The 13,855-nt window shown below is 64.6% G+C and carries 11 protein-coding genes; all 11 read right to left on the bottom strand.

Annotation, left to right across the window (positions count from 1 at the left end):
* Positions 1-154: 154 nt before the first annotated feature.
* The gene (locus HPY83_00490; protein NPV06422.1) at positions 155-490 is read right to left on the bottom strand and encodes a hypothetical protein; all 336 of its coding nucleotides are present in this window, start codon (positions 488-490) and stop codon (positions 155-157) included.
* A 19-nt stretch (positions 491-509) separates the two neighbouring features.
* A complete protein-coding gene (locus HPY83_00485; protein ID NPV06421.1) occupies positions 510-1,556 on the bottom strand; it encodes a dipeptide ABC transporter ATP-binding protein in 1,047 nt (348 codons plus the stop codon).
* A gap of 19 nt (positions 1,557-1,575) precedes the next feature.
* Positions 1,576-2,616 carry an ABC transporter ATP-binding protein gene (locus HPY83_00480; GenBank protein NPV06420.1) on the bottom strand — a complete coding sequence of 347 codons (1,041 nt, stop codon included), beginning with the start codon at positions 2,614-2,616 and terminating at the stop codon, positions 1,576-1,578.
* A 1,168-nt stretch (positions 2,617-3,784) separates the two neighbouring features.
* Positions 3,785-4,528: a 23S rRNA (guanosine(2251)-2'-O)-methyltransferase RlmB gene (rlmB, locus tag HPY83_00475; protein ID NPV06419.1), complete on the bottom strand. Its 744-nt coding sequence runs from the start codon at positions 4,526-4,528 to the stop codon at positions 3,785-3,787.
* Positions 4,525-5,982 (bottom strand): cysteine--tRNA ligase, encoded by a 1,458-nt coding sequence (locus HPY83_00470; protein ID NPV06418.1) that lies wholly within the window; start codon positions 5,980-5,982, stop codon positions 4,525-4,527. Before HPY83_00470 ends, rlmB begins: the two co-directional genes overlap by 4 nt.
* Before the next feature lie 2 nt (positions 5,983-5,984).
* The gene (gene cysE / locus HPY83_00465; protein NPV06417.1) at positions 5,985-6,668 is read right to left on the bottom strand and encodes a serine O-acetyltransferase; all 684 of its coding nucleotides are present in this window, start codon (positions 6,666-6,668) and stop codon (positions 5,985-5,987) included.
* A 367-nt stretch (positions 6,669-7,035) separates the two neighbouring features.
* A complete protein-coding gene (locus HPY83_00460) occupies positions 7,036-8,091 on the bottom strand; it encodes a TRAM domain-containing protein (protein NPV06416.1) in 1,056 nt (351 codons plus the stop codon).
* A 366-nt stretch (positions 8,092-8,457) separates the two neighbouring features.
* A complete protein-coding gene (locus HPY83_00455; GenBank protein NPV06415.1) occupies positions 8,458-9,633 on the bottom strand; it encodes a DUF1343 domain-containing protein in 1,176 nt (391 codons plus the stop codon).
* Between the two features lie 119 nt (positions 9,634-9,752).
* On the bottom strand, positions 9,753-10,664 hold the full coding sequence (locus HPY83_00450) for a carbohydrate ABC transporter permease (protein ID NPV06414.1): 912 nt from the start codon (positions 10,662-10,664) through the stop codon (positions 9,753-9,755).
* 42 nt (positions 10,665-10,706) lie between these two features.
* Positions 10,707-11,507: a sugar ABC transporter permease gene (locus HPY83_00445; GenBank protein NPV06413.1), complete on the bottom strand. Its 801-nt coding sequence runs from the start codon at positions 11,505-11,507 to the stop codon at positions 10,707-10,709.
* 125 nt (positions 11,508-11,632) lie between these two features.
* Positions 11,633-13,846 (bottom strand): hypothetical protein, encoded by a 2,214-nt coding sequence (locus HPY83_00440; GenBank protein NPV06412.1) that lies wholly within the window; start codon positions 13,844-13,846, stop codon positions 11,633-11,635.
* Positions 13,847-13,855 lie beyond the last annotated feature (9 nt).

Raw genomic sequence — 13,855 nt, 5'->3', positions numbered from 1 at the left:
TGCTCAGCAGTGATTGCCCCTATCGGAGCTTCCTGCGGCCATAGTAACGCCCAGACGTGCCGAGGAAAAGCCCATCCACGGCCGGTGGCGCGCAGACAGGAAAGCACGGGCACTGCCCGTGCTTTCCCCCTTTCGACGATCGGTTAACGGGAGCTCAGCCGAGGAACTGGATGACAAGGGCAGCCACAGCGGCGACCGCGAGCTCGATGAGAGTGACTCGGCCGAACCTCCTGGGCAGGAGACCCTGGTTGGCGCCTTCGCGGTAGTAAGTCTCGGTGAAGATTGCCACTATGAGCCATGCCAGGCCTATCAGGAGCGTGGACCAGTTGACGAGGGCCGACCGTGCCCACTTGTCCACGAAGCCGACCGCCAGCACTATCACTGCCTGCCTTGATACCATCAAGGCCAGCAGGCCCAGGGCACAGCTAATGAGCCAGCCGCCGTAGATCGCCAAGTACTTGCCGATGTTCCTAACCATAGTAACGACCATAGTTGCTCCAGGAAAACCGTTACCTGGTCAGCTCGGCCACTCCTCGTAGAGAAAGCTCCTCAGCGAAGTGGCAGGCGGCGAAGTGCCCCGGCTTGACCTCGCGCAGAGCGGGCTCCTCCTGGGAGCAGATCGCCTGAGCGTAGCGGCACCGCGGATGGAAGTAGCATCCGCTAGGTGGGTTAGCCGGGTCGGGCACCTCACCTTCCAGGATGATCCGGTTCTTCTCCATTCTTGGGTCGGGCCGGGGCACGGCGGAAAGGAGTGCCTCGGTATAAGGCATGAGGGGGTTGGCGTAAAGCTCCTCTGTCTCAGCGGTCTCCACTAGCTTGCCGACGTACATGACAGCTACGGCGTCGCTAACGTGCTCTACTACGCTGAGGTCGTGCGCGATGAACAGGTACGACAGGCTGAACTGCTCCTGTAAGTCCTGCAGGAGGTTCAGCGTCTGAGCCTGGATGGACACGTCGAGGGCAGACACGGGCTCGTCGCACACGATGAGCTGAGGGTTGAGGGCCAGGGCGCGGGCGATCCCGATTCTCTGGCGCTGGCCGCCGCTGAAGGCGTGCGGGTAGCGACGCATGTACTCCGGCCGAAGGCCGACCAGCCGCAGCAGCTCAGCCACTCGGTCTTCGAGCTCAGAGCCCCTGGCCACCTTGTTGACCACGAGGGGCTCTCCCACGATATCCAGGAGGGTCATGCGGGGGTTGAGGGAGGAGTACGGGTCCTGGAAGATCATCTGCATGTTGCGGCGCAACTGACGCACGGTGTCCTTGTCGGCCCGGGCCACGTCAACCGGACCCAGGTCCTGATCGTGGAAGATCACCTCGCCGCTGGTGGGCTCGACGGCGCGGAGGATGCAGCGTCCGGTGGTAGTCTTGCCGCAGCCACTCTCTCCCACGAGGCCCAGGGTCTTGGCCTCGGGGACGGAGAAGGTGACGCCATCCACGGCCTTGACGTACCCGGTCACCCGGCGCATGAACCCGCGGACGATGGGAAAGTGTTTCCTGAGGTTTCGCACCTCCAAGATGGGCCTGTTGCTGTTGCCGTTGCTCTGTGCTTCAGCCATCTTCGCCTCTCTTTCCCCCTTACTGGCCGTTGTACAGCAGGCAGCTGACGAGGTGTCCGTCGCCCACATCTACCATCTTCGGCTCGGTTACGTCGCACACGCCCGGCATGTAGCTGGGGCAGCGGGTGTGGAAGGTGCATCCCGGCGGAATGTTGTACGGGTCGGGCACCATCCCCCTGATGGTATCCAGTTTCTGGCGGCTGCGCCGCCCAATCTTGGGGATCGAGCGCAGCAGGGCGCGAGTGTACGGGTGTCTGGGATCGTGAAACACGGCGTCCACGCTGGCCCGCTCCACCACTTTGCCCAGATACATGACGATCACTTCCTCCGCCATCTCGGCGATCACCCCGAGGTTGTGGGTGATGTACATGATGGCCATCCCCATCTCTTCCTGGAGCCCCCGCATCAGCGCCAGAATCTGGGCTTCCGTGGTGACGTCCAGAGCGGTGGTGGGCTCGTCCGCGATGAGCAGGCTAGGCTGGCAGGAGAGAGCCATAGCGATCATTGAGCGCTGGCGCATGCCGCCGGAGAGCTCCCAGGGGTATCGGTCGATGACGTCGTCGGCACGAGGAAGGCCGCAGTGGCGCAGCATGTCCACCGCGATTTCCCTAGCCTCTTCCTTGGTCACGTCTTGGTGCAGGAGGATGGCCTCCATGATCTGGTTGCCGATGGTGTGCACCGGGGAGAAGGAGGTCATGGGCTCCTGGAAGATGAGGGCGATCTCGGCGCCGCGAATGGCGCGAATCTCATCTCCCATAGGATCGAGCTTGGTCAAATCTATGACGCTCTCGGTCTTGCTGGAGCCGTTGCCGCCGGTGTAGCGGTGGAACAGGATGCTGCCTTCGACGATCCGTCCGGGGCTGGGCACGATCCTGAGGATGGACTGACCAGTCACGCTCTTGCCGCAACCGCTCTCACCCACCACGCCGAGCGTCTGGCCGCGTTTGATGTCGAACTGCACCCCGTCGATCGCCCGTACGGTCCCCTCATCTAGGAAGAAGTAGGTCTTGAGGTTGTTTACCTCGATGAGCAGATCTCTCTCCTGCTGTGCCGTCGCCATCTCCTCTACCTCGCATAAGGATCGAAAGCATCCCTGCAGCGTCGCTCGTGACCCGAAGCGGCTGATCATTCATCTCGCTGAACAGCCTGGCTCGGGTGCCCGCCGGGCTCAGCGCCCTACGGCTCCGCGCCTCGATGAGTACTCCGTAGCGATGGTCGGCGGGGACAAGCCCACGGAACGAAGAACGACTCGTCTACCGTAGTATTGCGCCTCGGGTTGCCGATGTCAAAGAATGCGCAGCCCGCCTGGTCATTCCGCGAGGCGGTCGGGAGGGGGACACGGGTTCAGGCCCCCTATGGGCGACGGGCGGCTGGGGCGCCCACCGAGGCTGCGGTCCCCACACCGGCTCCTCGCGTCGGCGCACCGCACTCCTTCGCCATAGCCCAGTTGCCGGACAGATGCCAGTATTATGCAGCCAATCCTTCAGTTGCGCAACATAACGACCGGGTAACTGCTTGGCGGTGGCATCGCCGAGGCCCATCGGTGTACCCAAGAAGGCTCCGGGAATGGAGCCCGCGGAGCCGCTCCCTTCGCTCTGGCCGGGGAGCCGCCTACGGAAGCAGGGCCATGGCATCGTGGCAGACTTGAGGCCATCTCCCCCGAGAAATGGGGTACCCCCAGGGCACGCTGTGTACTTGGAGGCATGGCGCGCGTGGGCGCGCGCACTCCTCTTGTGCTTTCGAGGAGCGGGCACTCCCGGGGCACGCTGTGTACTTGGAGGCATGGCGCTCGTAGGCGCGCGCACTCCTCTTGTGCTTTCGAGGAGCGGGCACTCCCGGGGCACGCTGTGTACTTGGAGGCATGGCGCGCGTGGGCGAGCGCACTCCTCTTGTGCTTTCGAGGAGTGGGTACCCCCAGGGCACGCTGTGTACTTGGAGGCATGGCGCGCGTGGGCGCGCGCACTCCTCTTGTGCTTTCGGGGAGCGGGCACGCCCAGGGTGCGCTGTGTACTTGGAGGCATGGCGCGCGTAGGCGCGCGCACTCCTCTTGTGCTTTCGGGGAGCGGGCACGCCCAGGGTGCGCCTCGAGCCCAGAGAGGACCTTCTCCCGCAGTTGGCCTTGTCTGTCCGCGAGGAAGTGGCAGGCGTGCAAGGGGTCTCCAGCAGGCTCGTCCAAGCCTCGCCGTCGGCAGGCCCCCTCCGACCGCGGGGCAGCGGAGCCGGGCTCTCTAGGGGGCGGCCGCGGTTCTCTGCCTCAGCGCCTCAAACAGGACGATGGAGCCCGCCACTGCGGCGTTGAGGCTAGCCACCCTGCCTCGCATGGGAATCTCGAGGAGCTCGTCGCAGGTCTCCCGGGTGAGGCGACGTAGCCCCTGGCCCTCGCTCCCCACTACCAGGGACACTCGTCCGGTGAGATCGGCCGTGTAGTAGGGCCGGCTGGTGGGGCTCGGCTCTAGCCCGTAGACGAAGAACCCTGCCTGCTGCAGTTGCTGCAGGGCTCGCCGGAGGTTCACCACTGCGGCCACGTTCAGGTGTTCCGCAGCACCGGCCGAGGCGTGGCTGACGGCAGGGGTCACTCCCACCTGCCGCCGCTCCTGGACCAGCACTAGGTCCACTCCGGCGGCCTCGGCCGAGCGCAGGAGCGAGCCGAAGTTCTGAGGATCCTGGAGCAGGTCCAGAGCCAGGACCATGCCGTCTCGGCGGCGGCGCACGGAGTCCAACTCCACCTCGAAGTCGGCGTAGGGGAACCCGCTTGCCTCGGCTACTACGCCTTGGTGCCCCTCGGCCAGGCGGGCGAGGTCCTGGCGGGGCACCCGGTTCAGGGGTATCCCTAGCTCCTCCGCCGCATTGAGTATGTCGTTGAGAATGGGAGCCGGCTTGAGGCCGTCCGCGAGGAGGACGCGATGAACTCGCCGCCTCCCGGCGATGAGAGCTTCGCGGACGCACTGGCGGCCGTAGAGAAGCTCGGTCATCCGGCGGCGACGAGCCGGTAGGTGGTCCCCTCCGGCTTGTCTTCCAGCTGCACTCCCAGGGCTGACAGCCGGTCGCGGATGGCGTCGGCCTTGTCCCACTGCCGGTCGGCCCGGAACTCCTGGCGCAGTTCTATGAGCAGCCGGATCAACTCCGCCTCCAGGCCGGCACCGGATTCCTCTGGTAGTTTGTCGGGCACGATGCCCAGCACCTGCCCACCGAGCTCGCGGAACACGGCATCGAGAGCCTGCAACTCCTCTCGGCTCAGCGAACGCTGGGATAGGAGGCCATTGGCGGCGCGGGCGAGGTCGAAGAGGGCAGCCAGGGCAGCGGCGGTATTGAAGTCGTCGTCCATAGCCGCCGTGAAAGCCGAGCGAGTGCTGTCCACGATCTGGCGCACCCCTTCGGCCAACGAGCCGTCCTCAGCGCGAGCGAGGGCACTCCGAAGGGCGCGGACGCCGTTATGGAGGCGCTGCAGCCCGCGCTCGGCAGCGGAGAGGGCCTCGTCCGTGAAGTCCAGGGGGGAGCGATAGTGGCTGTTGAGGATGAAGTAGCGCACCACCAGCGGGTCATAGCGACGGAACAGGTCCTTGAGGTAGATGGCGTTGCCCAAGGACTTGCCCATCTTCTGTCCGCCCACGGTGACCATGTTGTTGTGCAGCCAGTAGCGGGCCAAGGGAACGCCGCGAGCTGCCTCGCTCTGGGCGATCTCGGACTCGTGGTGGGGGAACTGGTTCTCTAGCCCACCACCGTGGATGTCGAAGGGTTGGCCCAGGTACTTGGTGCCCATGGCAGAGCACTCCAGGTGCCAGCCGGGGAAGCCCCAGCCCCAGGGGCTGCGCCAGCGCAGGATGTGACCCGGCTCTGCCTTCTTCCACAGGGCGAAGTCCAGAGGGTTGCGCTTGTCGGGGTTGACCTCCACCCGGGCGCCTTCCATCAGATCCTCTATGCGCCGGCCGGAGAGCTTGCCGTAGTCAGGGAACTTCTCCACCGAGAAGTAGACCGAGCCCTTGACCTCGTAGGCGTATCCCCGGTCGAGCAACTCCTGAACCAGCTCTATCTGCTCGGGGATGTGGGCGCTGGCCCGCGGCGAGATGTCGGGGCGGGCGTTCCCCAAGGCATCCATGTCCTCGAAGTAGCTTCGGACGTAGGTCTCGACCAGCTCCATGGGCTCGACCCGCTCAGCGGCAGCCCGGCGCACGATCTTGTCCTCGCCCTCATCGGCGTCGTCGGTGAGGTGGCCCACGTCGGTGATGTTCTGCACGTAACGTACCCGATACCCGAGATGCCTCAGGTACCGCACTATGACGTCGAAGGAGACGTAGGATTTGGCGTGCCCGATGTGGGCGTGGTCGTACACCGTTGGGCCGCAGACGTAGATGCCCACGAAGCCCTCGCGCAGGGGCTGGAACACCTCCTTTCTGCGGCCCATAGTATTGAAGACTTCCAGTGCCATTGTCATCCTCGCTTGCCGACCAGGCCAAGTGGCTGGCCCGAGAGCTCGCCTAGGCTCGCCTCGAGGCGCTCCACGCGAGCCGTCAGCTCTCCGATCCTCTGCTCGATTCCCCCAAGGTTGTGGCTCTCGGGGCTCGACGGCCGGTCTCTACAGGCTTCGTCGGTCTGGGAGTAGGCTATCACACGTCCCGGCACCCCCACAACGGTGCTGTGGGGTGGCGCATCTCGGAGCACCACCGCTCCAGCACCTATCCTGGCGCCTTGGCCGATGGTGACGGGACCGAGCACTACGGCACCTGCTCCCACGAGCACGCCATCGCCCAGGGTGGGGTGGCGCTTACTCCGGTCCTTGCCCGTTCCTCCCAGGGTCACGCCCTGGTAGAGAGTCACGTCGCTACCTATCTCGGTTGTCTCCCCGATGACCACACCCATGCCGTGGTCTATGAAGAACCGCCTGCCGATGGTGGCCCCAGGGTGGATTTCCACGCCGGTGAGGAACCGCGACAGATGGGAGAGCAGCCGCGGTACTATCGGCACCTTCCACTCCCAGAGGCGGTGGGCCACGCGGTGGAGCCAAAGGGCGTGAAGGCCGGGGTAGGTGAGCAGGACCTCCAGCAGGCTCACGGCCGCCGGGTCGCGATCGAACACTGTCTCGATGTCTTCTCGCATCCGGTGAAGGAAGCTCATGTTGCCTCCGACTGGGGTTGTTGGCCGCACCGCCAGTGGGCCGGCCGAAGCGGGCATCAGGCGATGCGGACTGATGGACGGGAGACGTAGTACCCAGCGAGACAGGGGATGCAGCGCCCTAGGAGCCGCATCCCTCGAGACAGTAGCAGGGGGGCAAGGAGGGGAAAGAGCGTATGCGCTTGGCAAGAAGGTAGGCAGCACTCATATGTCCCTGGCCAACCACTGATTGCAGGTTATAGGTTAGAAGGTATAGGTTCTAGGGATGCAAGCTCCAGACGCACCGGCTACGCCGGCAAGCGTCCCGCCCGCTGGCGCCGGCGGCGCGTTCCCTGTTCCCTATCCCCTGTAACCTATAACCTATTCGCTATCAGGGCAACTGGGCGAAGATCATCCTGCCGGCAGCCGTCTGCAGGACCTTGGTGACCACCACTTCTAGGGTGTGGTTGAGATGCCGGCGGCCGTTCTCCACTACCACCATGGTGCCGTCATCCAGGTAGCCGACCCCTTGCCCGGGCTCCTTGCCTTCCTGGATGATTCGCACCCTCACCGTCTCGCCCGGAAGCAGGACCGTCTTGACCGCATTGGCCAGCTCGTTGATGTTGAGGACGGTGACGCCCTGAAGCTGCGCCACCCGGTTGAGGTTGATGTCGTTGGTGATGACCGGCCAACGGCTTTGCTTGGCCAGCGTGACCAACCGCTCGTCCACACTCTCGGGCCCATCCACCTCGTAGTCCACGATGCGGACAGGCGTCACTGACTCCTTCTGCAGCTTGCTGAGCATGTCGAGTCCTCGGCGGCCGCGGTTCCGGCGAAGGGGGTCGGGTGAGTCGGCGATGCGCTGGAGCTCGTTGAGGACGAAGCGAGGGACCACGATGGTGCCGAAGATGAACCCGGTGCGGGTGATGTCGGCGATGCGACCGTCGATGATGGCGCTTGTATCGAGCAGGACGCTCTGGTCGCGGCCGTTGCCCGATGTCTCGCGCTCCGGCTCGTCCGCACCAGGCCGGGGACGCCCGTATCTGATGAGACGACTCAGCTCTCGCCGGCGCATGAGCATGACGGCCACGCCGGCGTAGCACAGGGTGAAGGTCTCCGCCAGGGTAATGCCTTCGCGTAGCGGAGATGGCAACAGGCTCAAAGGGATCGAGAGCAGGGATGCCAGGATGAGGCCGGTGATGAGGCCGATGATGGCAGAGACGAGCTCTTCCGCCGGCATAGAGCGAAGGGTATCGCGCAGCCACCTGTACGGGCGAATGGTGAGCCAGGGGGTGATGACCACTCCGAACCCTGATGATAGCAGTGCCAGTGCCAGAACGTCAGGGAGCGCGTCTTCGCTATTGCCGGCGAGGAAGATGCCGAACTGCCAGCCCAGCACGCCGAAGGCTATCATCCCAAGGAGGCGGATGACCAACTGGACTGCCACTGCACCCTCCACGGTGATGTCGAAATGCTACATGCTGTGCTCCTGGATTAGGCAAACCCTAGCCCGAGACCAGCACGCTTTCGGGCCTGAACTCGCGCTCGGACAAAGGGATGCTAGCACGCGAGATTCCGGAGTGTCAACCGGTTCTGATGGCACAGGGGTACACCGACGAACTGCGCTCCTTGCTGGCTGGCTGGAGTGGGGGCTGCACCTCCCGCGGTGCAGCCCCCACTCGAACGGCCACCCTTCGCCACGCACTCCTGGAGCGGCCGGGTGCCCGTCGCGTATCCGCGATATGTTGTATCCGCGATATGTTGTGGAGGTTGCCCCTCGTCGCTCCAAGCGATGTCTAGAGCCAGGGCGGAGTCACGGGTACAGCAGGAAGGGCTGCCCCTGCTGGCGGAATGAGCGGCAGAACTCGTCCCAGCCCTCGGTGATCTCATCCAGCGAGGCGCCAGCGTCAATCTGCTTGCGGGTCCGCTCTGAGCCAATGAGACGGTCGAAGTGCTGGGAGCTTGGTTCCACACCTTCCTGGAAGGGGGGCAGCCACGCGAACGGCTCCGGATAGAGCGAGCGGATAGTGCCGATGACTCCCAGCCATGTTTCCAGTGGACGCAGCGCCTGCCGGTCGGTGGCATGCGCCTGCACGCCGTGGCAGTACTGACCGTTCCACTTGCTGGCGGTAGGGAGGAAGCTATGGGCACGGAATCGCACCCCGGGCCAGCCCTGCTCATTCAGGCGCTCGGCCAGCAGCGTTCCGTCCAGCCAGGGAGCCCCGACGACCTCGAATGGCAGCGGGGTGCCGCGACCCTCGGACAGGGTTGTGCCCTCGATGAGGCAGGACCCGGGGTACTGGCACACAGCGCTGAGATGAGCCAGGGCGGGAGAAGCAGGCGCCCAGGCGAGCCCGGTGTCGTCCCAGCGCATAGAGCGACGCCAGCCCTCGCAGGGCACCACCGATACTTCCGCGGGGTGGGGGTTCCAGGTCGCGTTGATCATGAGGGAAAGCTCGCCCAGGGTCAGCCCATGCTGCACCGGCACTGGGAATCGCCCCACGAATGACGACAGATGCGGCTCCAGAGTCGGACCCCAGACTTCCTCCCCTCCCAGGGGATTGGGGCGATCGAGGATCACCACGGATACTCCGTGTTCGCCGGCTGCCTCCATGATGTAGGAGATGGTCGAGGGATAGGTGTAGTAGCGCACGCCCACGTCCTGGACGTCGCAGACGATGGCGTCCAGGCCGTCCAGCATGTCGGCCGTGGGGCGGTAGGTCTCGCCGTATAGGCTATGGACTGGCAGCCCGGTGAGCCGGTCCTTGCCGGTAACCACGCCGGCTGCATCGGGGGCGGCAGCCGACAGTCCGTGTTCGGGCGCGAAGAGCGCGACCAGGTCCACAGCACGGTCTGCCCACATAAGCTGGAGGGTGCCTCTGAGCTGTCGGTCTACAGCGCTCTGGTTAGTCATCAGGCCCACGCGCCGGCCCTTCAGCCGACGGTAGCCTTCGTCCCGGAGTACCTCGATGCCGGTCTTGACGTCCATGTCCTCTCCTTTCGGGTGTCTCGATGGCTGCGGGGCTTGGCACTACGTCGCCGGGGCGACGCTGTCGGTACGCATGTCCGGGCTGGCGCGGCCAGTCGCCCCACCAGGTGGCCCGGGCGCTACCTCCCGGCGATCCCGGTGAGATGGATGCCGCCCACGAAGTAGTGCTGGGCCAGGAAAAAGAGCACCAGCAGAGGCAGGATCATCGCCGTCGAAGCGGCCATCATTAGGTTCCAGCTGGTGGAGTAGAGGTCCTTGAAACCTTGTAGACCGATGGCCATGGTCCACTTCTTCGTGTCTTGCAGATAGATCAGGGGCAGGAAGAAGTCGTTCCAGTGATGGATGAAGGAGAAGATGGCCACGGTGGCTACGACTGGCTTGGAGAGGGGCAGGAGGATGCTGGAGTAGATGCGGAAGTTGCTCGCCCCGTCTATGCGGGCCGACTCGTCCAGATCGTAGGGGAGAGTCATGAAGAACTGGCGAATCAGGAAGATGTTGAAAGCGCCGCCGCCTAGCCACGAGGGGACGATGAGCGGCAGGAGAGTGTTGATCCACTTCAAGGCGCGGAAGACGATGAAGGTGGGAATCAGGGTGATGACGTTGGGGAGCATGATGGTTGAGAGTACCAGCCCGAAGAGGAAGCTGCGCCCGGGGAACCGCAGCCTGGCGAAGGCGAACGCGGCCATAGACGCTGTGACGAGAGTGCCCAGGGTGGCGAACACCACGATCTGGATGGTATTCCAGAAGTAGCGGTGAAACGGGACTGCCCGGAAGGCGGCCGAGTAGTTATCCCAGACAATGGGCTCCGGTATCCACTTGGGAGGCATGACGAACGTCTGCGCTCCCGTCTTCAGGGAAGTGGAAACGAGCCAGGCAAGCGGCATGGCCAGCACCACGGCGAAGAAGCTGAGCACCGCGTACCAGAAGGCGGCCCGCAGCGCCCGGCGGATCCGCTTGGCTGCTAGGCCCCAGTCAACAATGGGTCTCGCCAGTTGGGTCGTCTCTAGGCTCGCGTTGCCCTTGGTGACCATGTGCTGCTCTCTCCAGGTGCACAGCGCGACAGGAGCGCCCGCCTACGCTCGCAAGCTGCTCTCATAGAAGACCCATCGGTCCGAGATGCGGAACTGCAGCAGGGTGAAGAGGAGGATGATGGTGAATAGCACCCAGGCCATGGCGGAGGCGTACCCCATCCGGAAGTTCTCGAAGGCCATGCGGTACAGGTAGAGCACGTAGAAGAGGGTAGCGTAGTTCGGTCCGCCCTCGGTCATGATGTAAGCCTGAGTGAAGACCTGGAAGGCGCCTATTATGGCCATGATCAGGTTGAAGAACAGAGCAGGAGTAAGCAGAGGCAAGGTTATCTTCCAGAACCGCTGGCGCGTGTTGGCCCCGTCTATCTGGGCTGCCTCGTAGAAGCTCTGGGGGATGCCCTTTAGGCCGGCAAGCAGAATGACCATCTGGCCCCCGATGGTCCAGAAGCTCATGATGATGAATGAAGGCTTGGCCAGCTTAGGATCCTGGAGCCAGTAGAGCCCCTTGAGGCCGACGCTTTGCAACAGACCGTTGGCCAGACCCCACTGCGGATGGAAGATCCACAACCACAGGATGGAGTTGGCGACTGCAGGGGTGATGGAGGGCACGTAATACAAAGTGCGGAAGATGCGTATGCCGCGCAAGTCTAGGTTCACCGCGAGCGCCGCCAGCAGGGCCAGGAACAGGTGCAGAGGCACGCCGAGGAACACGTAGAAGGCCGTGTTGTACAGAGATAGGAAGAAACGGTCGTCGCGGATCAGCCTGGCGTAGTTCGCCAACCCGACCCACACCGACGGGGTGACGATCTCCCACTTGGTGAAGGAGATGTATAGCGAGGCGATCATGGGCCCGGCGGTGAAGAGGACGAAGCCCGCGATCCAGGGCAGAAGGAACAGGTAGGCATCCCTCGTCTCGGCCCACAACAGACCACCGCGTCTGCTGCGCCACCCGCTCACCAGCGCGCGCAGGCTCACGACGCCCCCATTCCGCCTGCCGAGCGGACCTCGATCATCCGGGCCGAGTGCGGCGGGAGAAGCACCTCGAGGTCAGTGAAGCCGCGGAAGGGCCCGGAAACGGCTTCTGTGCCCTCGGCGCCATGGATTGCCGCCTGCCAGCGGCCCGCCAGGCCCCATTGCTGGGCAGGATCCAGCGGCACATCTAGACCTACCGGCTCGTCGCTGATGTTCACCATGATCAGCGCCACAGAGCCGTCGGGGGCCTGCCAGGCGGCGGCTATGGCCGCAGGCACCCCGCGCTCGTGCACCACTTCGGCTGCCGATCGCTCGTAGATGGACAGGGTGATGAAGGGCAACCTAAGCCAGGGGACGTCGCAGTGTGGCGCCCGCACCAAGGTGCCGTCGCGCAGGAACATCGGCGCGGCATGGGCCAGTCGGGCTAGTTGGCTGACGAACGCCAACTCCTCGGGCCGCTGCTCCCAATGCTCGGGACGAAGGTTGGCCACCATCAGTTGGCTTCCCCAGACGAGCTGGCGCGCCAGTTCCACCCGAAGCTGCGCACTGAACTTGCGGTCGAGCAACTTTAGCCTCTCCGAAGGAGCGGTCTCCTGCGGCCACTTCTCGTCGTAAGGGGGCTCGGTGAGGGAGCTGTAACTCCCGAAGGCCAGGGCATGGCCGTGGTATACGGCGCTGAACAAGGGGATGGCCTCCCAGTGACTGCACGCCGAGTGCGTCGCCGAGTAGCGCTCGATGCTCGGGTCAAGCACCAGGAAGGCGTCGAAGGCATCTAGGTACGGTTCGGCACAACCCTCGGTGGCAACGGCTACTGCACCGTCGTCGAAATGTTCTCTTACCCCCTGCATCATGCGGTGATAGCCGCGCACCCAGTGGTTGCCTCCGCCGAGGGGGTGGCCGTGGCGCGCGTTGAAGCAGGGAACGGGACGGGCGATGGCTGCCTGATCTAGGTAGATGCCGGGAGAGCCGAGGTCGTTGGCCAGTGCCCCCAGGAGAAAGCGGATCTTGTCCTGCCAGAGGGAGTGGGCCACGCACATGGGGGCCATGGGCGCACCGGTGAAGGTGTTGTAGACTTCCTCGTAGATGCTCCCATCGGGCCCGATGGCCGCTCCCCGTTCGGCGCCCTCGGAGACCCAGCTCTCGGTGCGAAGGCCCCATAGGCGGCCATTGACATAAGGGAAGGCGTGGACGCCGCTTCGTTGCAGCTCAACTACGGCCTGGCGAAAGGAATCAGCGCCTTCGCGAGGCGGGAGGTACTCAGGGAAGCCGACGTCGTAGGGGCAGTTGTGCCACCAGTGCCAGAGCAGGTTGGTGGGCACACCGCTAGCGCGTTTCAGGGCCAGCGCCCCGGGCACCACTTCGTGAGAGGTGCCCCGGTTCCAGGCCCATAGGACGGTCTCCCGCAGCCAAGCGGGGACCGCTCCCTGGCGCAGCCGGCTGTTCCTGGCCCAGGCCTGTTCCAGGGCCCAGGCGCGGTAGATCTCTGCCACGGTGAGCCAGTCGCCCTCGAAGGTGCCAATCACGGCGTCGTAGGGCATGACGTATTGGCCGCCAGGTTCCAGGGGCAGGGAAGGGAAGTGCAGCACAGCCCATCCCAGTGTGGCTTGATCGCTGTTGCCATCCCAGACGAAAGCCTTGCTGTAGCCCGCCCCGTCCTCGCAAGCCAGGTAGAGCCCGGGCCCGCTCGTGCTGTACAGTCCCATGCACTGCATGGTAAGCGGGCCCGGGTAGAACAGCGTCCAGCCTCTGGAGCACCGACCATCCTGGCGCGGTTCCCGGATCAGACGCCCACTGCCGACCGGCAAGGCTAGTACTTCCTGGCCGGCGGCGCGCTGTAGATCGGGCGCCCGAGGGAAGTGCACGGCTCGAAGCTCAGCCTGCAAGCCACGCAGGCTCAGCCGCCAGCGGCTGAGGCCATCGTCGTCTAGCGTAACGGTGGCCTCAGCCTGGAGGTCTTGCTGGCCTCGGGCGTCGAACCCCCGCCACCGCATCAGTATGCCTTCCTTACGGGCGCCCGGTAGAGCCTGCCACTCGAAGGTAGATGCGTCCTCGGCACTGATGGGTGGCCCTTCGTCCAGCTGCAGGTGCCACAGGGAAGAGCCACCTGCTCGCTCGCTGGCGAAGTTGTGGCCGCTCCGGACATCCACCAGCCGCAGGAGGTTGCCGGTGGTGTCGTCCCACTCCAGATGGAGACGCCTGTTCCGAAGGTGCAAGCTGCTACC

This window comes from Anaerolineae bacterium, from assembly GCA_013178015.1.
Classification (GTDB): Bacteria; Chloroflexota; Anaerolineae; order DRVO01; family DRVO01; genus Ch71.
This window is presented reverse-complemented; position numbering and strand designations above follow the sequence as displayed.

Coding starts and splice junctions, on each gene's coding strand:
- HPY83_00490 (NPV06422.1), bottom strand. CDS start 490: ATGGTCGTTACTATGGTTAGGAACATCGGCAAGTACTTGGCGATCTAC.
- HPY83_00485 (NPV06421.1), bottom strand. CDS start 1,556: ATGGCTGAAGCACAGAGCAACGGCAACAGCAACAGGCCCATCTTGGAG.
- HPY83_00480 (NPV06420.1), bottom strand. CDS start 2,616: ATGGCGACGGCACAGCAGGAGAGAGATCTGCTCATCGAGGTAAACAAC.
- rlmB (NPV06419.1), bottom strand. CDS start 4,528: ATGACCGAGCTTCTCTACGGCCGCCAGTGCGTCCGCGAAGCTCTCATC.
- HPY83_00470 (NPV06418.1), bottom strand. CDS start 5,982: ATGGCACTGGAAGTCTTCAATACTATGGGCCGCAGAAAGGAGGTGTTC.
- cysE (NPV06417.1), bottom strand. CDS start 6,668: ATGAGCTTCCTTCACCGGATGCGAGAAGACATCGAGACAGTGTTCGAT.
- HPY83_00455 (NPV06415.1), bottom strand. CDS start 9,633: ATGGACGTCAAGACCGGCATCGAGGTACTCCGGGACGAAGGCTACCGT.
- HPY83_00450 (NPV06414.1), bottom strand. CDS start 10,664: ATGGTCACCAAGGGCAACGCGAGCCTAGAGACGACCCAACTGGCGAGA.
- HPY83_00445 (NPV06413.1), bottom strand. CDS start 11,507: ATGATCGCCTCGCTATACATCTCCTTCACCAAGTGGGAGATCGTCACC.